Annotated in this window: 20 protein-coding genes; 13 read left to right on the forward strand and 7 right to left on the reverse strand. The window is 70.9% G+C overall.

Annotated elements, in window-relative coordinates:
• The first annotated feature begins 21 nt into the window (after positions 1–21).
• The 4 genes from AC068B_RS06820 to AC068B_RS06835 all read left to right on the forward strand — a co-directional run bounded on the left by AC068B_RS06820 (position 22) and on the right by AC068B_RS06835 (position 1,901).
• Positions 22–240 carry a hypothetical protein gene (locus tag AC068B_RS06820; RefSeq protein WP_478669529.1) on the forward strand — a complete coding sequence of 73 codons (219 nt, stop codon included), beginning with the start codon at positions 22–24 and terminating at the stop codon, positions 238–240.
• Between the two features lie 189 nt (positions 241–429).
• Positions 430–1,071 carry a TetR/AcrR family transcriptional regulator gene (locus tag AC068B_RS06825; RefSeq protein ID WP_356250303.1) on the forward strand — a complete coding sequence of 214 codons (642 nt, stop codon included), beginning with the start codon at positions 430–432 and terminating at the stop codon, positions 1,069–1,071.
• Between the two features lie 140 nt (positions 1,072–1,211).
• Positions 1,212–1,439 (forward strand): DUF3107 domain-containing protein, encoded by a 228-nt coding sequence (locus AC068B_RS06830; protein WP_055565193.1) that lies wholly within the window; start codon positions 1,212–1,214, stop codon positions 1,437–1,439.
• Positions 1,440–1,631: 192 nt separating this feature from the next.
• Positions 1,632–1,901, forward strand: coding sequence for a hypothetical protein (locus tag AC068B_RS06835; RefSeq protein ID WP_468556731.1), 270 nt, complete (start codon positions 1,632–1,634; stop codon positions 1,899–1,901).
• 42 nt (positions 1,902–1,943) lie between these two features.
• Here the strand turns inward: AC068B_RS06835 and AC068B_RS06840 are convergent, their stop codons facing one another.
• Entirely contained in the window at positions 1,944–2,681 is a 738-nt protein-coding gene (locus AC068B_RS06840) for a ferritin-like fold-containing protein (RefSeq protein WP_468556729.1), read from the reverse strand.
• Between the two features lie 364 nt (positions 2,682–3,045).
• Here AC068B_RS06840 and AC068B_RS06845 point away from each other — a divergent pair, with 364 nt between their 5' ends.
• Entirely contained in the window at positions 3,046–5,511 is a 2,466-nt protein-coding gene (locus AC068B_RS06845) for a DEAD/DEAH box helicase (RefSeq protein WP_478670261.1), read from the forward strand.
• A gap of 131 nt (positions 5,512–5,642) precedes the next feature.
• Positions 5,643–6,530, forward strand: coding sequence for an alpha/beta fold hydrolase (locus AC068B_RS06850; protein WP_478669531.1), 888 nt, complete (start codon positions 5,643–5,645; stop codon positions 6,528–6,530).
• Positions 6,531–6,550: 20 nt separating this feature from the next.
• Here the strand turns inward: AC068B_RS06850 and AC068B_RS06855 are convergent, their stop codons facing one another.
• Entirely contained in the window at positions 6,551–7,459 is a 909-nt protein-coding gene (locus AC068B_RS06855) for an NYN domain-containing protein (protein WP_468556725.1), read from the reverse strand.
• A 181-nt stretch (positions 7,460–7,640) separates the two neighbouring features.
• On the opposite strand from AC068B_RS06855, the gene AC068B_RS06860 reads away from it, so the two are divergent.
• Complete coding sequence (locus tag AC068B_RS06860; RefSeq protein ID WP_266659153.1) at positions 7,641–7,793, forward strand: hypothetical protein; 153 nt, start codon at positions 7,641–7,643, stop codon at positions 7,791–7,793.
• 95 nt (positions 7,794–7,888) lie between these two features.
• Here AC068B_RS06860 and AC068B_RS06865 read toward each other — a convergent pair whose 3' ends face one another.
• From AC068B_RS06865 to AC068B_RS06875, 3 genes are all read right to left on the reverse strand, one after another.
• On the reverse strand, positions 7,889–8,494 hold the full coding sequence (locus AC068B_RS06865) for a MarC family protein (RefSeq protein ID WP_356250313.1): 606 nt from the start codon (positions 8,492–8,494) through the stop codon (positions 7,889–7,891).
• 151 nt (positions 8,495–8,645) lie between these two features.
• Positions 8,646–9,521: a PHP domain-containing protein gene (locus AC068B_RS06870; protein ID WP_478669533.1), complete on the reverse strand. Its 876-nt coding sequence runs from the start codon at positions 9,519–9,521 to the stop codon at positions 8,646–8,648.
• A gap of 145 nt (positions 9,522–9,666) precedes the next feature.
• On the reverse strand, positions 9,667–10,308 hold the full coding sequence (locus tag AC068B_RS06875) for a DUF6758 family protein (protein WP_356250317.1): 642 nt from the start codon (positions 10,306–10,308) through the stop codon (positions 9,667–9,669).
• Between the two features lie 172 nt (positions 10,309–10,480).
• Here AC068B_RS06875 and AC068B_RS06880 point away from each other — a divergent pair, with 172 nt between their 5' ends.
• Positions 10,481–11,734: an MFS transporter gene (locus AC068B_RS06880; protein ID WP_478669534.1), complete on the forward strand. Its 1,254-nt coding sequence runs from the start codon at positions 10,481–10,483 to the stop codon at positions 11,732–11,734.
• An 18-nt stretch (positions 11,735–11,752) separates the two neighbouring features.
• Here AC068B_RS06880 and AC068B_RS06885 read toward each other — a convergent pair whose 3' ends face one another.
• Entirely contained in the window at positions 11,753–12,337 is a 585-nt protein-coding gene (locus tag AC068B_RS06885) for a suppressor of fused domain protein (protein WP_478669536.1), read from the reverse strand.
• 499 nt (positions 12,338–12,836) lie between these two features.
• Between AC068B_RS06885 and AC068B_RS06890 the strand changes: the two genes are divergently transcribed.
• Positions 12,837–13,973 (forward strand): magnesium and cobalt transport protein CorA, encoded by a 1,137-nt coding sequence (locus AC068B_RS06890; protein WP_356250322.1) that lies wholly within the window; start codon positions 12,837–12,839, stop codon positions 13,971–13,973.
• Positions 13,974–13,996: 23 nt separating this feature from the next.
• Positions 13,997–14,509, forward strand: coding sequence for a hypothetical protein (locus tag AC068B_RS06895; RefSeq protein ID WP_478669537.1), 513 nt, complete (start codon positions 13,997–13,999; stop codon positions 14,507–14,509).
• 74 nt (positions 14,510–14,583) lie between these two features.
• Here the strand turns inward: AC068B_RS06895 and AC068B_RS06900 are convergent, their stop codons facing one another.
• Complete coding sequence (locus AC068B_RS06900) at positions 14,584–15,357, reverse strand: hypothetical protein (protein WP_478669538.1); 774 nt, start codon at positions 15,355–15,357, stop codon at positions 14,584–14,586.
• A gap of 193 nt (positions 15,358–15,550) precedes the next feature.
• On the opposite strand from AC068B_RS06900, the gene AC068B_RS06905 reads away from it, so the two are divergent.
• The 3 genes from AC068B_RS06905 to AC068B_RS06915 are packed head-to-tail and all read left to right on the forward strand — an operon-like array spanning position 15,551 to position 18,589.
• The gene (locus AC068B_RS06905) at positions 15,551–16,864 is read left to right on the forward strand and encodes a magnesium transporter MgtE N-terminal domain-containing protein (protein WP_478669540.1); all 1,314 of its coding nucleotides are present in this window, start codon (positions 15,551–15,553) and stop codon (positions 16,862–16,864) included.
• Positions 16,854–17,411: a DUF1003 domain-containing protein gene (locus AC068B_RS06910; protein ID WP_478669541.1), complete on the forward strand. Its 558-nt coding sequence runs from the start codon at positions 16,854–16,856 to the stop codon at positions 17,409–17,411. Before AC068B_RS06905 ends, AC068B_RS06910 begins: the two co-directional genes overlap by 11 nt.
• Before the next feature lie 44 nt (positions 17,412–17,455).
• Positions 17,456–18,589: an Mrp/NBP35 family ATP-binding protein gene (locus tag AC068B_RS06915; protein ID WP_478669543.1), complete on the forward strand. Its 1,134-nt coding sequence runs from the start codon at positions 17,456–17,458 to the stop codon at positions 18,587–18,589.
• Positions 18,590–18,624 lie beyond the last annotated feature (35 nt).

Raw genomic sequence — 18,624 nt, forward strand, 5'->3', positions numbered from 1 at the left:
CGCAAGGGAAGCGAGCCACACATGAGTGTCGACCCGACCGATCCCGACACCTTCGAGACGGACGACAGCGCGGCCGAGGCCGATGTCGAGGCCCCGGAGGCGGACACGGCGGAGCAGCACACGGACCTCACCCCGAGCCGGGACGACTCCCTCCAGGAGGCCGACCCGGCCGCGGCCAGCGAGGCCGACCTCGCGGAACAGGCCCGCGTCGTCGGCATCGACGAGGACGACTACCGCTGAGACGGAGCGGGGCAGCCGTCGGCCGACGACGCCGACCTGACCGCGTTTGCCCTGCTACGCACCGTTGGAGAGCCCATCTTCGATGGTCCAGTCCATGAAATTCTGCGCTCGTACCGCGCACATCGCTGTTACCGAAAAGTACGATGGCGGCGCGGCGCTCACCGCACACCGGACGATTTGGGAGGCGGCGTGACAGCCATCGAGCAGACAGAGGCAGCACGCCCGCGGGGCACACGCCTGCCGCGCCGTGCCCGACGCAACCAGCTCCTCGGGGCAGCCCAGGAAGTTTTCGTCGCGCAGGGGTACCACGCGGCGGCGATGGACGACATCGCCGAGCGCGCGGGCGTCAGCAAGCCCGTGCTCTACCAGCACTTCCCGGGCAAGCTCGACCTCTACCTCGCCCTGCTCGACCAGCACTGCGAGTCGCTCCTGCAGTCCGTGCGCACGGCGCTGGCGTCCACCACGGACAACAAGCTCCGCGTCGCCGCGACGATGGACGCCTACTTCGCGTACGTGGAGGACGAGGGCGGCGCCTTCCGGCTGGTCTTCGAGTCGGACCTGACGAACGAGTCGGCCGTGCGGGAGCGCGTGGACCGCGTCACCCTGCAGTGCGCCGAGGCGATCTGCGAGGTCATCGCGGAGGACACCGGCCTGCCCCGGGACGAGGCGATGCTCCTCGCCGTCGGCCTCGGCGGATACTCCCAGGTCGTCGCCCGGTACTGGCTGGCGAGCTCCAGCACGGTCCCGCGCGAGAAGGCGGTCCAGCTGATCACGTCGCTCGCCTGGCGCGGCATCGCGGGCTTCCCGCTGCACGGCGCCGAGGGCCACTGACCCCCTCGCCCTTTTGTTCCCGTCCCGTGTTCGCTACCGGCGTTCATGGCCGCGGCCGTCCCCGTCCCCTCACCGGGCTAATGTGTGCTGGGTACGGCGCGGACGGCCGCGCACAGACTGACCGTCGGAGGGACAAAGCCGTGGAGGTCAAGATCGGCGTGCAGTACGCGCCCCGCGAGATCGTGCTGGAGAGCGGCCAGAGCGCCGAGGAAGTCGAGCACGCGGTGTCCGAGGCGCTGACCGGCAAGTCGCCGCTGCTGAGCCTCGTGGACGACCACGGCCGCAAGGTCCTGGTTCCGGCCGACCGCCTGGCGTACGTGGAGCTCGGCGAGCCCACCGCCCGCAAGGTGGGCTTCAGCGCCCTGTAGGACGCTCTTGGTGGATCTGAGAAGGAACGGCCCGGTGGTTCTCAACCACCGGGCCGTTCCTGCGCGTTGACCGTCCTTGTGTGCGGTACGGGAGATGTCGGCGCAGACCGATCATGGAGGGTTGCGTTCCGGCCGCCGGGGGTAGACCGGCTACGACCGATTTGCACCGGCCGCAAAGGGAGGGCACACACCGTGATTCTGGAAGCACTCGGCTCCACACTGCTCGGCCTCGCCCTGGCCTGGGCCGCCGCGCACCGCTTCGGGCACCGACTGCCCGCGCGCAACCTGGTCCTGGCCACGGGCCCCGCAGGCGCCCTCATCGGCGCCTTCATCACGCACACCGCACTCGGCCCCGACCACGCCACCGCGACCCTCGTGGGAGCGGTGGCCGTATCCGTGGCACTGCTGTCCCTGCTGCTCCGCCCGACCCGCAGCAGAATGCGCCGCTCGGCGACGGCATAGGGCCTTTGTCGCCGCGCGGCGCCGCAGCCGACCACTCTCCGGCTAGGCCGCCAGGCCCAGCGCGGCCATCCGCTTGGTGTGCGCCTCGGTGATCCGGGAGAACATCCGGCCGACCTCGGCGAGGTCGAACCCGTCGGCCACGCCTCCGACCAGCATGGTCGACAGGGCGTCCCGGTCGGCGACGACCCGCTGCGACTGCGAGAGGGCCTCGCCCATCAGACGCCGCGCCCAGAGCGCGAGCCGCCCGCCCACGCGCGGGTCCGCCTCGATCGCGGCGCGCACCTTCTCCACGGCGAAGCTCGCGTGGCCCGTGTCGTCGAGCACACCAAGCACCAGGGCGCGGGTGTCGCCGTCGAGGCGGGCCGCGACCTCGCGGTAGAAGTCACTGGCGATCGAGTCGCCGACGTACGCCTTGACCAGGCCCTCCAGCCAGTCGGACGGCGCGGTCTGGCGGTGGAAGCCGTCGAGCGCGGCGACGAACGGCTCCATCGCCTCCGTCGGCTCCACGCCGATCGCCGACAGCCGGTCCCTGAGCTGCTCGAAGTGGTGGAACTCGGCCGACGCCATCTTCGCCAGCTCCGCCTTGTCGCCGAGCGTCGGCGCGAGCTTGGCGTCCTCCGCGAGCCGCTCGAACGCGGCGAGCTCCCCGTAGGCGAGCGCGCCGAGGAGGTCCACGACCGCGGCGCGGTACTGGGGCTCGGTGGCGGCCGTCGCCCAGTCCTGGGCGGCGATTCCGGTGGGTTCGGGGGCGGATTCGGCAGCGGTGTCGGGGGTCTCCATGAAGCGCACAATAGCCCGCTTGCCGGACGTCGTAAGGCCCTGGTCAGTGACTGTGACGACGACCATGTGACCAATTCGCCGGACACACATGCGAGATTTAGCGGTACAGTGGTAATGCGCCTGCCGAATATTCGACGGGCCGTACGAATGAGGATGCCCGGTCGGTGGCCCGATCGGCTCCGACCCGACAGCCCTCCGGGCGGTACGCACAGGTGCGTGCGGCACGAGGAGGGAACCTCAGCGGTAAGAGCGCTCGAGCGCCGGCAGTGGTCCCGCGCCCCCGGCCCGCCCCCCAAGCGGCCGGCGGTAGTGGCACGGTCACGACCCCCAGCGTTCGCCTCACGCCGCGTCTCACAGAAGAGGCATAGCCCTGACTACGACTTTCCGAGAGCTCGGGATCCTTCCCGAGACGGCCGAGGCGCTCGAAGCCGTCGGCATCATCAATCCCTTTCCCATCCAGGAGCTCACGCTCCCCGTCGCCCTCTCGGGGACGGACGTCATCGGTCAGGCCAAGACCGGCACCGGCAAGACCCTCGGCTTCGGGCTCCCGATCCTCGAGCGCGTCACCGTGCCTGCCGACGTCGAGGCGGGCCGCGCCAAGCCGGAGCAGCTGACCGAGGCGCCGCAGGCCCTCGTCGTCGTTCCCACGCGCGAGCTGTGCCAGCAGGTGACGAACGACCTCCTGACCGCGGGCAAGGCGCGCAACGTCCGCGTCCTCGCCATATACGGCGGCCGGGCCTACGAACCGCAGGTCGAGGCCCTCAAGAAGGGCGTCGACGTGATCGTCGGCACCCCGGGCCGTCTGCTCGACCTCGCGGGCCAGCGCAAGCTCGACCTCAAGCACGTCAAGTGCCTGGTCCTCGACGAGGCCGACGAGATGCTCGACCTGGGCTTCCTGCCCGACGTCGAGAAGATCATCAACATGCTGCCCGCGAAGCGTCAGACGATGCTGTTCTCGGCGACCATGCCGGGCGCCGTCATCGGCCTGGCCCGTCGGTACATGTCGCAGCCCACGCACATCCGCGCCACCGCGCCGGACGACGAGGGCCAGACCGTCGCGAACACGAAGCAGTTCGTGTACCGCGCGCACAACATGGACAAGCCCGAGATGGTCTCGCGCATCCTCCAGGCCGACGGCCGCGGACTCGCGATGATCTTCTGCCGTACGAAGCGGACCGCCGCCGACATCGCCGAGCAGCTCGAGAAGCGTGGCTTTGCCTCGGGCGCCGTGCACGGCGACCTCGGGCAGGGCGCGCGCGAGCAGGCCCTGCGCGCGTTCCGCAACGGCAAGGTGGACGTGCTCGTCTGCACGGACGTCGCCGCGCGCGGCATCGACGTCGGTGGCGTGACGCACGTCATCAACTACCAGTCCCCCGAGGACGAGAAGACGTACCTGCACCGCATCGGCCGCACCGGCCGCGCGGGCGCCAAGGGCATCGCGATCACCCTGGTCGACTGGGACGACATCCCGCGCTGGCAGCTGATCAACAAGGCGCTCGACCTCGGGTTCAGCGACCCGGTCGAGACGTACTCCAGCTCCCCGCACCTCTATGAGGAGCTGGACATCCCGGCGGGCACCAAGGGTGTGCTGCCCCGCGCCGAGCGGACCCGTGCGGGTCTGGGCGCGGAGGAGGTCGAGGACCTCGGCGAGACCGGTGGCCGCGGCCGCGGTGGCCGCTCCGGCGGTCGTACGCAGGACCGGGACCGGGACAGGGACAGGGACCGCAATCGTGACCGCGACCGGGACCGTTCGGGCCCGGCGTCGTCCGAGGAGCGCGAGCGCCCCGCGCGCACGCCGCGTCGTCGCCGCCGCACCCGTGCGGGCAGCCCGCTCGACGCCGCCGCGACGGCGACCGCCGCTCCGACGGCCGAGGCGAGCGCCCCGGCCGCCCCGGTCGCCGAGGTGACCGAGCCGCGCACCCCGCGCCGCCGTCGGCGGACGCGTTCCGGTGGGGCGTCCGAGGCTCTGGCCACGGCCGAGAGCACGGCCGTCGAGACGGAGGCGCCCGCACCGGTCGCCGCCGCCCCCGCGGCCCCGGCCGTCGAGGCGGAGGCCCCGGCCACGAAGCCGCGCCGCCGCACCCGCAAGCCCGCGGAGAAGGTTACGGAGAAGGTCGCCGAGGCGGCCGCTCCCGAGGTCACCGCGCCGGAGGCCGAGGCCGAGAAGCCGAAGCGCCGCACCCGTAAGGCTGCGGAGAAGGTCGTCGAGGCGGCCACCGTCGAGGTCACCGCGACCGACGCCGAAGCCGAGAAGCCCAAGCGCCGTACTCGCAAGACCGCGGCCAAGGCGGCCGACACCGTCGAGGCTGAGGCCACCACGGAGGCCCCGGCCGCCGAAAAGCCGAAGCGCCGCACCCGCAAGACCGCCGCGGAGAAGGTCGCCGAAGCCGCCACCCCCGAGGTCACCGCAACCGACGCCGAAGCCGAAAAGCCCAAGCGCCGCACCCGCAAGACCACGGCCAAGGCCGCCGACACCGTCGAAGCCGAGGCCACCACGGAGGCCCCGGCCGCCGAAAAGCCGAAGCGCCGCACCCGCAAGACCGCCGCGGAGAAGGTCGCCGAAGCCGCCACCCCCGAGGTCACCGCAACCGACGCCGAAGCCGAAAAGCCCAAGCGCCGCACCCGCAAGACCACGGCCAAGGCTCCGGCAGCGGCCGAGGCCGCCGAGGCCGGGATCCCGGCCCAGGCGACGGAGGAGCCCAAGCCCCGCCGTCGTACGCGCAAGGCCGCTGCCGCCCCGGCGGACACGGCCGAGGCCGAGGCGACCGCCCCGGCGCCGCGTCGTCGCACGCGCAAGAAGGCGGAATCCGTGGAGACCCCGGAGGGCTGACCTTCGGTCCCCTCCGTCCGGTCCTCCACCGGCCCGCCGCACAGAAGGCCCGTCCCCTCCGGGACGGGCCTTCTGGCGTCGGAGGGGAGCCACGCTGCCGCGACGCGCAGGTCACCCGTTAGCCTCGGCTCATGAGCAGGCCGCCGACCTTCGTACCGCCCCCGTGCGCCAGCGCGCGGACACTGCGCACCGAGCGGGGTGACTTCGCCGTTCTCGACGCGGTTCCGGCGGCGGGTGTCCGACGCAGAGGCACTGTCCTCCTGCTCCCCGGCTTCACCGGCAGTAAGGAGGACTTCATCGCCCTCCTGGAGCCGCTGGCCGACGCGGGCTACCGCGCGGTGACCGTGGACGGGCGCGGGCAGTACGAGACGCCGGGCCCGGACGACGTGTCGGCGTACGCCCAGACGGAGCTGGCCCGGGACGTGCTGGCCCAGGCGGCCGCCCTGTCCGAGGCCGCCCGCCCCCATCTCCTCGGTCACTCCCTCGGCGGCCAGATCGCCCGCGCCGCCGTGCTCCTGGAACCCCGCGCCTTCGCCACCCTCACCCTGATGTCATCGGGCCCCGCCGCGATCACCCCCGACCAGCAGTCCCGCGCCAGGATGCTGGCGGACGCCCTCGCGGCGCTGTCCATGGAAGAGGTGTGGCAGGCGATGCGGGCCATGGAGCCGCCGCCCCCGCAGGACGCGCAGACGGGCGAGGGCGAGGGCGACCCGGACGACGAGGACGACAGCGCGGCCCTGCACGCCCGCTGGCTGCTGCACAGCCCGGCCCAGCTCATCGCCACCGGCAGGCAGCTCTCCACGGAACCGGACCGCGTGGCCGAGCTCGCCGCGCTGCCGCTGCCCAAGCACGTCATCTCGGGCGAGCGCGACGACACCTGGCCCGTGCCGCTCATGGACGACATGGCCCACCGCCTGGCGGCCCACCGCACGGTGATCCACGGCGCCGAGCACTCCCCCAACACCGACCGCCCGGCGGAGACGGCCGCGGCCCTGGTCGACTTCTGGCACCGGCACTGAAGCCACCCGGGCCGGGCTCCTCAGTACTGCGCCTGCAAGTGCTCCCAGAAGCCGTCCCGCAGCGCCCTGCGCAGATCCGACTGCCCGCGCAGCGAGTACTGCAGCAGCCGCTCCGCCTCGACCAGCAGGTCCTGGTCCACTGACCCGGGCAGATAGGGATGTCCGGGCAACAGCCCCACCAGGGCCTCGCGCCCCCGCGCCCCGAGCCACTTCGCGGCGATCTGCGCGCCGACGAAGCGGACGTCGTCACGGGAGGGGCGGTGCGCGGCGGTGCCCGTCTCGTACGCCGCGACAGTGCGCCGCACCACGTACGGCTTGAAGAAGTCGAGGTCGAACGTGCGCTGGCTGTCGACCTCCCAGAGCAGCGCCTCCGCCTGGTTGCGGCCGTCGGGGGCCTCGATGCCCCAGAGGTGGACCCGCGCGCCGTAGCCCTGCGCCGCCTCGACGGCCGAGACCAGGTCCTCGTCGCCGCCGATGAGGGCCGCGTCGCTGATGGCACGGTGTCTGGCGAGTGACTCCAGGTCGCTGCGGATCAGGGAGTCGACGCCCTTCTGCTGGTTGTTCGCGTTGAGGTTGCCGAGCCTGACCTTGACGTCGGGCAGCTCCGCGATCGACTGCTGCTCGGTCGTGTGGATGCGGCGCCTGGCGCCGTCGTACCAGTAGACGCGCAGGAGTCGGCTGTCCGCGAAGATCGTGCGCGCCTTGTCGATGAGCGCCTCGATGAGGCCCTCCGCGTCGAGGTCGAAGGCGCGCCGGTCCTCGGTTCCGGCGACCAGTCGGCCCGCGGCGGCATAGAGATACCCGGCATCGACGAAGATCGCGTGCGTGGACGGTGTCTTCGCCACCTCGGCGAGCACTCGCTCCAGCAGGCTGTTGGTGCGCTCCAGCTGGGCGCTGATGTCGACTGCGCTGGGATCGGCGTCGTTCATATCGGTCCCAGTCTCCCGCTGGTCACACAGCGAACACAACCGCTCTCGCTACTCGCAAGTAATTAGGTTACCGAAAAATTTCTTTAGCGTAGGGAATGTTTGCAGGGGGCAACTCGTTGTACCCATCAGGAACACAGCAGTTCTCCTTGCAGGAGGATGACCAGACGAAGGGAGAAGCCCTATGCGCTTCGAAATCATGCGACTCGACGACGTCGACGGCTCCGCCGTGGACAGCACCGTCGTAGACGCCGCCTCCGTCAATCGGATCGTGCAGCAGGCCGCAGCGATCGGCCAGCGCATCTACATCCGACCGGCCGACACCTCGGCCTCGTAACGCAGACGTCGAAGGGCCCCCGTACGGATTCCGTACGGGGGCCCTTCGTATGTACGTGGACGGCCCGGACCGCGGTCCGGGCGCCCGGGCGCCGCTCAGGCGCCCTTGATCACCTGAGTCACGCCGTTGATGATCTGCTGGACCGCGATGGCGGACAGCATCATGCCCGCCAGGCGCGTCACGAGCACCACGCCGCCGTCCTTGATCACGCGGATGATCAGCAGCGAGTACCGCATCACCAGCCACAGCACCACGTGCATGGCCACGATCGCCGCCCAGACGGAGATCTGCGTACCGACGCTGTCGGCGTCCTGGACGGCCAGGATGACCGAGACGATCGCGCCGGGACCCGCGAGCAGCGGCATGCCGAGCGGCACCAGCGCGACATTGACGTCCTTGGTCTGCTTCGGCTCGTCCGTCTTGCCGGTGAGCAGGTCGAGCGCGATGAGGAGCAGCAGCAGCCCACCCGCGATCATCAGCGCGGGGACGGAGACATGCAGGTAGTTGAGGATCTGGTGGCCCACGAGGCCGAAGACCGAGATGACGCCGAAGGCGACGCACACGGCCTGGAAGGCCATCCGCTGCTGCACCTTGGCGGGTCGGCCCGCGGTGAGACCGAGGAAGATCGGGGTGATCCCAGGGGGGTCCATAATCACAAAAAGCGTGAGAAAGAGGGATCCGAAAACGGCAACGTCGAACACAGTGATGGCCTTGCGGAGAGTCGTACGAAGGAGCCCGCGACGGACGGCCCCGGGCGCGGGGCACGGGCGACCGCCGTCACGGAACGGTGGAGTGCGGTGAAGCGAGGTGAAGTGAGGTGGCGCGAAGGGCAGTGCCGCGCGGTGCGGGCTGCTACGCGGCGGAGTGTCCGCCCGCGCCCGGCACCGGGAACGCGCCCGTCGCGCGGCGCGTGATCTCGCCGTAGATCTCGGGGTCGGTGCTGAACTCCCCGAGCACACACGTCTTGCGGCTGCCGTGGTAGTCGCTCGACCCGGTGACCAGCAGGCCGAGGTCGCCCGCGAGGGCGCGCAGCCGGGTGCGGGTCTCGGGCGTGTGGTCCATGTGGTCGACCTCGATGCCGTCCAGACCGGCCGCCGCGAGGTCGGCTATCACGCTCTCGGACACCACCTTGCCGCGCTTGACGGCGCCGGGGTGCGCGAAGACGGTGACGCCACCGGCCGCCTTGACCAGGCGGATCGCGTCGAAGGGGTCGAGCTCGTGCTTGTCGGCGAACGCGCGGCCGCCGTCGGCGAGCCACTCGGCCGTGAAGGCGTCGGAGACGGTGGGCACGACGCCGAGATCGACGAGCGCCTCGGCGATGTGCGGGCGGCCCACGGAGCCGTCGCCCGCGATGCGCGCGACCTGCTCCCAGGTCACCGGCACGCCGAGGCCCCGCAGCTTCTCGATCATCGCCTTCGCGCGCGGCACCCGGTCGTCGCGGACCAGCTCGCACTCGCGGGCCAGCTCCGGCTCCTCGGGGTCGAAGAGGTAGGCCAGCATGTGCAGGCCCATGCCGTCGAGGTTGAAGGAGAGCTCGGCGCCGGTCACGAGGGCCAGGTCGGTCGGGAGCTCGCTCAGAGCCCGCTTCGCCTCGGCGTATCCCCGGGTGGTGTCGTGGTCGGTCAGCGCGACGACGTCCAGGCCTGCCGCCGCGGCGTTGCGGACCAGCTCGGCCGGGGTGTCCGTGCCGTCGGATGCGGTGGAGTGGGTGTGCAGATCGATGCGCACGACGCTGGCTCCAGTGCTCTGACGGGGCGAATGAGGGGACGCTCAAGGATAACGGGAGTCGGACGTCTCCCGGCCCGTCTCCGGAGAGGCATCGCTCACCGTGCCGAGCGGCCCGCTCCTCACGAGGCCGACAGGACCGCCCCGCTCACGGCATGAGCAGGCGCGGGGACAGCGCCCCGCACGGCAGCAGGTCCACCTCGGCGCCCGCGTCCCGCAGATCGGTGAGGACCAGCTCGTCGTACATGAGCAGGCCCGACTGCTCCGGCCACGCGATGGCCCACAGCCACAGGCCGCAAGCCTCCCCCGCGAAGACGGCGCGGTCGTCCGGCGTCCCGGAGACGTGCCACATCGGCGTCGGCCGCCCGGCGGCGAGCACCTTGGTCTGCGGCGGCTTCTCGACGCTCATGTGGGGGCCGGGGTCGGGGCCGTCGATGCCCGCGTACCGCGCGCCGAGGCCGACGCCGAGCTCCTCGGCGACGAGCACCAGCTCACCGACGCCGCCGAGCGGCGCGGGCCCCGAGCAGGCCACGGCCGTCGCACGGCCGCCACTCCGGTCGTCCCCCGCGCAGGCCACGCCCGTGAACAGCCAGCCGACCGGCAGGGGCCACGGCATCCACACCGGGACCTGCGTGCGGTGCACCACGACCTGGAGGGCCTCGACGCTGGGCGGGATCACGGGCTGCAGCGGGTGCACCGTGCCGTGCACATCGCACTGCCAGGAGTCGGCAAAGAGACCGGGAGCCCTGACCCGGCCACCACACTTCGGGCAACTGGGTTCGCCCCTCATAGCGCCCAACGGTCCTCCCCGGTCGGCGCCCCGTCAAGGACGATCACCCGTCCGGTGGCGCCGTCACCAGGCAAAATTACGTGTAGCTTGCATCAATTAGGCTCTCTAACTTAATATGTGTATACGTCAACGACTTCCGTGGAAGCAGCGGAAGCAGCGAAGGAGCGGCTGTATGAACAGCAGCACAGGGGGTCCCGCCGAAGGGGACCCGTTCGACGCCGGGGCGGGCAGCCTGCTGCGGCAGCCCAAAGCCGTGTGGGCCACGGCGGGCGCCTCCGTCGTCGCCTTCATGGGCATCGGGCTCGTCGACCCGATCCTGCCCTCCATCGCCAAGGGCCTGGATGCCAGCGCGAGCCAGGTCTCCCTCCTCTTCACCTCGTACTTCCTGATCACCGCCGTCGCCATGCTGGTCACCGGCTTCGTCTCCAGCCGCATCGGCGGCAAGAAGACCCTGCTGCTCGGCCTCGCGCTCGTCGTGGTCTTCGCGGCCCTGTCCGGCACGTCGGGCTCGGTCGGTGAGCTCGTCGGATTCCGGGCGGGCTGGGGCCTCGGCAACGCGCTCTTCGTCTCGACCGCCCTCGCCGTCATCGTCGGCGCCGCGGCCGGTGGCAGCGCGGCCGCGATCCTGCTGTACGAGTCGGCGCTGGGCCTCGGCATGGCGTGCGGACCGCTGGTCGGCGCCCTGCTCGGCGACGCCAGCTGGCGCTACCCCTTCTTCGGCACCGCCGCGCTGATGGCGATCGGCTTCCTCTGCATCACGGCGTTCCTCAAGGAGCAGCCGAAGCCCGCGAAGAAGACCTCGCTGCTCGACCCGGTCAAGGCGCTCGGCCACGGCGGCCTCGCCTCCGCGGCGGCCTCGGCGTTCTTCTACAACTACACGTTCTTCACCGTGCTGGCCTTCACGCCGTTCGTGCTGAACATGTCCCCGTACAAGTCGGGCGCGGTCTTCTTCGCCTGGGGCGTGCTCCTCGCGGTGTTCTCGGTGCTCGTCGCGCCGCGGCTGCAGGCACGGTTCGGCTCGCTGAAGGTGCTCGGCGGCTCCCTGGTGCTGCTCGCCGCCGACGTACTGGCGCTCGGCTACGGCAACCACACCGTGGCCGTCGTCTGCACCATCCTGTCCGGCGCCTTCATCGGCGTGAACAACACCGTGTACACCGAGCTCGCCCTCGGGGTCTCCGACGCGCCGCGCCCGGTGGCCAGTGCGGGCTACAACTTCGTCCGCTGGTTCGCGGCCGCCGCCGCGCCGTTCTTCGCGCCGAAGATCGAGGAGTGGAGCAACATCCACATCCCGTTCGTGGTCGCGGCCGTCACGGCGGTGCTCGGCGCGGTCGTGGTCTGGGTGCGCAGGGACGCCCTCACGCACGAGGCCGAGGAACTGGAGCCGCGGCACGCCACGGAGGACAGCGTGACGGTCTTCGCCAACTGAGCTTTCGGCGGCGGGACTTCAGTCCATGGACACGGACTTGCGCAGCGGATCGCGCAGGTCCGTTCCGCTGTTCAGCCAGCGCTCCTGGAGGGCCGCCGCGCCGTGCACCCGCTTCCACGCCGCCTCGTTCGGCGTCATGGGGAGCAGCGGCAGGAAACGTACGGGATCCATCGGGTCGTCCAGCGCGAGGTCCTCGAGCAGGCCGCCGGACTCCGCCACGAGCACCGAGGTGAACGGCGCCCCCGGCCACAGCGGTTCGCCGACGTCAAGCGACGCGCCCGGCGCCACGATCAGCCCCTCGACCTGGGGCGAGGCGGCGAGGACCGCGAGCGGCCGCAGCGCCTTGTCCGTGTCGGCGAGTCCTCCTCGTACCGACAACACCAGCTCGGCGCGCGGCCCCTTGACCGGATCGGCCAGCGCGGCGGTGGGGTCGGCCATGGGCTGGGCCGACATCCCGAGCGTGGCATAGCGCACCACGTCGCCGTCCGTGAACCGCAGCACTTCGATGCGGTCGGTCCCGAGGAAGGTCACCGCGGCGCGCGCGTCGGGTTCCCCCAGGCCAGTGCGGAAACGGGCCTCGACCAGCGCAAGAACATCAGCCATGACGCGAGCATAGAACTCGTCAGGGACGGGCAAAGCGGGGGCTTGACACTTCTGTCGGCTGATAGTGTTGGCCGCTGGCTCAGGGCAGCACGCAGAAGCGTCGCTTTCAAGCCCTGCAGACAGACACTGACTTTGCGCCACGGGCGTGAAGGGCGCATGGGACTTCCCTTACGGGGGACCGGCCGGAGGAGGTGGGGCTGCAATGGACCGAAGTCGACCGTGCAGTACCACCCGCTCTTCCGCCCGGTGATTCACGCAGCCCTGTAGCTGCGCGAGCACACGCACGCACCGCGAGCACCGTTCGTGCCGTGTGCGTCGGAAGAGCACTTCGTTCCCACCTGATCTGTCTGAGATTCCTGATCTGTGTCAGTAGCGAAGCTGCCACCGCGACGGTGCGGTGCTCCCCGCTTTGTGGACGTGCCAAACATTCCGCAGTAGGACGTCCCCATTCCGGGCAGTTCCAACCGTCGCCGGCCGCCTCCTTCGAAGGAGCCTGCCCATGTCGATGATCCGCGACCTTCGTGCCGCCGTCCGCCCCTCGCTGCGCAAGGACGGCACCGCCTATCCCTCCTCCCCCGCCTCCTACGACACCTACGACGCCACCCGCGACGCCGCGTCGGCCGTCGTCGACTGCGCCGTCTACCGCGACGGGAGCCGTCTGGAGTGCGCCGACGCCCTCACGCCGCACGAGGCGATGCTCGAGGTGCGCCGCCGGGGCGGCTTCGCCTGGATCGGCCTGCACGAGCCGACCGAGGCCGAATTCGCCGGAATCGCCGCCGAGTTCGGGCTGCACCCGCTCGCCGTCGAGGACGCCGTCCACGCCCACCAGCGGCCCAAGCTCGAGCGGTACGACGACACGCTGTTCACCGTCTTCAAGACCATCCACTACGTCGAGCACACCGAACTCACCGCCACCAGCGAGGTCGTGGAGACCGGCGAGGTGATGTGCTTCACCGGCCGGGACTTCTTCATCACCGTCCGGCACGGCGGCCACGGCTCGCTGCGCGCCCTGCGGCGCCGTCTCCAGGACGACCCGGAGCTGCTCGCCAAGGGCCCCTCCGCCGTCCTGCACACCATCGCCGACCACGTCGTCGACGGCTACATCGCGGTCGCGGACGCCATGCAGGACGACATCGACGACGTGGAGAGCGAGGTGTTCTCCGCGCCGAGCAAGGGCAAGGGGACCTCGCGCGGCGTCGACGCCGGGCGGATCTACCAGCTCAAGCGCGAGGTCCTGGAGTTCAAGCGGGCCGTCTCGCCGCTCCTGCGCCCGATGCTGCTGCTCAGTGAGCGGCCGATGCGGCTCGTCGACCCCGACATCCAGAAGTACTTCCGTGACGTCGCCGACCACCTCACGCGCGTCCAGGAGCAGGTCATCGGCTTCGACGAGCTGCTCAACTCGATCCTGCAGGCCAACCTCGCGCAGGCCGCCGTCGCGCAGAACGAGGACATGCGCAAGATCACCTCGTGGGCGGCGATCATCGCCGTCCCCACGGCCGTCTGCGGGATCTACGGCATGAACTTCAAGCACATGCCCGAGCTCCAGTGGCGCTACGGCTACCCGATGGTGCTCGCCCTCATCGGCGGCGTCTGCTTCGCGATCCACCGGACCCTGAAGCGCAACGGCTGGCTGTGACCCCTACTCGGTAGGCTGCCGCCATGACTGCTGACCCGCTGCTCGACCGCGCCCTCGTCGAGGAGGCCACCAAGAAGTCCGGCCTCGTCTGGGTCCAGGGCGCGGGCTCGCCCGCTCGGGCGCTCTGGCACGTCTGGTACGAGGGTGCCGTGCACGTCGTCGGCGACGGGCCCGGTGAGCAGCCGCTGCCGGGACTCGTCGACGGGGGCACCGCGGAAGTGACCGTGCGCAGCAAGGACAAGGGCGGGCGTGTCGTCGCCTGGACGGCGACGGTCCACGAGCTCGCCCCCGGCTCCGAGGAGTGGGAGGCCGCGGTCGGCGAGCTCAAGGGGAAGCGGTTGAACGCGCCGGACGCCGAGCGGGTCACCGTGCGGTGGGCGGAGCAGTGCCGGGTGGTCCGGCTCGCGCCGCGTGAGGTGACGGCGGAGCTGCCGTCCGGGTCTCTTGCGGCTGCGCCGCTGGCTACGGGGGCTACTACACGTGAGCCGTTGCCCGGTGGGCTTCCTCGGCTGCTCTTCAAGCGCAAGCGGCGTTGAGGGGGCGGTTGCTTCGCTCTGCGGGTGCGTCGTGGCTGGTCGCGCAGTTCCCCGCGCCCCTGAGGCGGTCCTCGTCAGGACGTCGGGAGTTGTTTTCCGTAGTCGACCATTTCGTCCTTGCCCGGCTCCTGCAAGGAGAAGTCCTTGTTCCAGTCGGTGAGTTTGAGGGTGCCCGCGTCGCCGCCGCGGTCCAGGCGCAAGGGGTACGGCTTGCCGTCCAGGGAGACGGAGAGCGTGCCGCCCGCGCCGCCGTCGCCGGTGATCTTGATGCTGCGCAGCGAGCCGGTCTTGCCGCGGTCGCCCACGGCGAGCTTGCCGTGGAGCGTGAGCATGCCGTCCAGGAGCTTGTCCTTGTCCGTGAAGCCGCCCAGCTGCTGGTAGGCGGGGTCGCCCTGCGGGACCTTCACGTACTTGCCGTCCAGCTTGGCCGCGGCCGTCGCGTCCGACTGCCCGGACTTTCCGTCGCCCTTTCCGCCGTCGTGCGTCCAGAACTCCGTGTCGGCCTTCAGATACAGCTGCTCGCCGACCCTCAGCAGCTGGAAGGTCTGCCCCTTGGAGGTGACCGAGCCGGTGCCGCCCTCGCCCTTGAGGCGCATGTCGAGGGTGTACGTGTGGCTCTTGCTGACCACCGTGCCGGAGAGCCGCACCGCCGACGCCGTCCCTGCCGCCTTGCCCGCCTTGCCCTGGATCTTCGACGCGGAGAGCTTCCCGACGCCGTTCGTGCCCGCGTCCGGGTCCTCACTGCTGCTGCAGCCCGCCAGACTTGTCACCGCCACGACCAGGCCCGCGCACATCGCACTCACGAACGCTGCCCTGCGGGCGCGGCTGGCCAGGGGATGAGCGGTCACAGGTGGCGCTGCCTCTCGTACGGACGACCTCTACGGCTTCGGCAGTACGGCAGCGTACCTGTGTCGGCGCAGTCGGTCGGCGGCAGTCCGTCCGGACCCTCCGCCGGGGCGTATCCGACCGGGACGGGCTAGCCTGAAGCCCGTATTGACGGACCAACCGGCATGAAACCCCCGGCCTGAAGGAGGCGCTCGCATGGCGGCAGGTGCCCCCAGGGTCTTCGTCTCACACCTCGCCGGCACCCCCGTCTTCGATCCGAACGGCGACCAGGTGGGCCGGGTGCGCGATCTGGTCGCGATGCTCAGGGTCGGCAAGCGGCCGCCCAGGCTCCTCGGCCTCGTCGTCGAGCTCTCGACCCGGCGCCGCATCTTCCTGCCGATGACCCGCGTCACCGGCATCGAGTCGGGCCAGGTCATCACCACCGGGGTGGTGAACGTGCGGCGCTTCGAGCAGCGGCCCACCGAGCGGCTCGTCCTCGGCGAGATGCTCGACCGGCGGGTGCGGCTCGTCGGCAGTGACGAATCCGCTGAGACCGACAACCCCGATAACCCCGACAACAAGGTCACCGTCCTCGACGTATCGATTCAGCAGCTCCCCGCCCGCCGCGACTGGGAGATCGACCGGGTCTTCGTGCGGAAGGGCAAGGGCGGCACCTTCCGGCGCAAGGGCGAGACGCTCACCGTCGACTGGTCCGCCGTGGACGGTTTCTCCCTGGAGGAGCACGGGCAGGGCGCCGAGAGCCTCCTGGCCACCTTCGAGCAGCTGCGCCCCGCAGACCTCGCCAATGTCCTGCACCACCTTTCCCCCAAACGGCGGACCGAGGTGGCCGCCGCCCTCGACGACGACCGGCTCGCCGACGTCCTGGAGGAGCTCCCCGAGGACGACCAGATCGAGATCCTCGGGAAGCTCAAGGAGGAGCGCGCGGCCGACGTCCTGGAGGCCATGGACCCGGACGACGCGGCCGACCTCCTGGCCGAGCTGCCCGAGGAGGACAAGGAGCGGCTGCTCACGCTGATGCAGCCCGGCGACGCGGCGGACGTGCGGCGTCTGATGGCGTACGAGGAGCGCACGGCGGGCGGCATGATGACCACCGAGCCGATCGTGCTGCGGCCCGACTCTACGGTCGCCGACGCGCTCGCCAGGGTCCGGCAGCAGGACCTCTCCCCCGCGCTCGCCGCGCAGGTGTACGTGTGCCGCCCGCCCGACGAGACGCCGACGGGCAAGTACCTGGGCACCGTGCACTTCCAGCGGCTGCTGCGCGATCCGCCGTACACGCTGGTCGGCTCGATCCTGGACGACGATCTGCTGCCGCTCGCGCCCGGCACCACGCTGCCTGCCGTCGCCGGGTACTTCGCGACGTACGACATGGTGGCGGCCCCCGTCGTCGACGAGAGCGGCTCGCTGCTCGGGGCGATCACCGTCGACGACGTGCTCGACCACATGCTGCCGGACGACTGGCGCGAGACGGAGTTCCACTTCGAGGAGGAAGGGGCGGGCCATGGCGGCTGACCGCGAGCGCGAGAACCGTCCCGAGCCGCGCACCCCGCGATTCCGCCTCGACCAGCCGAGGCCGCCGCGCAACAGGATCCTGCCCGAGTACGACCCGGAGGCGTTCGGGCGGCTCTCGGAGCGCATCGCGCGGTTCCTGGGCACCGGCAGGTTCATCGTCTGGATGACGGTCGTCATCATCCTGTGGGTGGTGTGGAACATCGCCGCCCCCGACCACCTGCGCTTCGACCAGTACCCGTTCATCTTCCTGACGCTGATGCTGTCGCTGCAGGCGTCGTACGCCGCCCCGCTGATCCTCCTCGCGCAGAACCGCCAGGACGACCGCGACCGCGTCAACCTCGAACAGGACCGCAAGCAGAACGAGCGGTCCATCGCGGACACCGAGTACCTCACCCGGGAGATCGCCTCGCTGCGCATGGGCCTCGGCGAGGTGGCGACGCGCGACTGGATCCGCTCCGAGCTTCAGGACCTGGTCAAGGAGTTGGAGGAGCAGCGCACGGTATTCCCGTCGGAGCGCTCGCGCGGAAGTGATGTAGGCGACCGCTGACATACCTTTCCGGGGCGGGGATACCGCGCCGTACTATCGGTCTCATGGCTACGGAAGACGCGGTGCGTGAAGCACTGGCGACGGTGAACGACCCCGAGATCCAGCGACCCATCACCGAACTGGGGATGGTCAAATCGGTGGACATCTCCGCCGAGGGGGCGGTAGCGGTCACCGTGTACCTGACGGTCTCCGGCTGCCCCATGCGCGAGACCATCACGAAGAACGTGACCGACGCGGTCGCGGCCGTCGAGGGTGTCACGGACGTCACCGTGACCCTGGACGTGATGGGTGACGAGCAGCGCAAGGAGCTGGCGGCCGCGCTGCGCGGCGGCACCGCCGAGCGCGAGGTCCCCTTCGCCAAGCCCGGCTCCCTGACCCGGGTCTACGCGGTCGCGTCCGGCAAGGGCGGTGTCGGCAAGTCCTCGGTGACGGTGAACCTCGCGGCCGCGATGGCCGCCGACGGCCTGAAGGTCGGCGTCGTGGACGCTGACATCTACGGCCACTCGGTGCCCCGCATGCTGGGCGCCGACGGCAAGCCCACCCAGGTCGAGAACATGATCATGCCGCCGTCGGCGAACGGCGTGAAGGTCATCTCCATCGGCATGTTCACGCCGGGCAACGCGCCGGTCGTGTGGCGCGGCCCGATGCTGCACCGCGCGCTCCAGCAGTTCCTCGCGGACGTCTTCTGGGGCGACCTGGACGTGCTGCTCCTCGACCTGCCGCCGGGCACGGGCGACATCGCGATCTCGGTCGCGCAGCTCGTCCCGAACGCCGAGATCCTGGTCGTGACGACGCCCCAGCAGGCGGCCGCCGAGGTCGCCGAGCGCGCCGGTTCCATCGCCGTCCAGACCCACCAGAAGATCGTCGGCGTCGTCGAGAACATGTCGGGCCTGCCCTGCCCGCACTGCGGCGAGATGGTCGACGTGTTTGGCACGGGCGGCGGCCAGCGGGTCGCCGAGGGCCTCACGAAGACGACGGGCGCGACGGTGCCGGTCCTCGGCTCCATCCCGATCGACGTCCGGCTCCGGGAGGGCGGCGACGAGGGCAAGCCCGTCGTCCTGACCGACCCCGACTCCCCGGCGGGCGCGGCGCTGCACGCCATCGCGGGCAAGCTGGGCGGCCGCCAGCGCGGCCTGTCGGGCATGTCGCTCGGCATCACGCCGCGCAACAAGTTCTGAGTTCTGAGTCTTTGCCGGTTACGGCGATGGGGGCG

It is taken from the genome of Streptomyces sp. NPDC042371 (assembly GCF_056437465.1).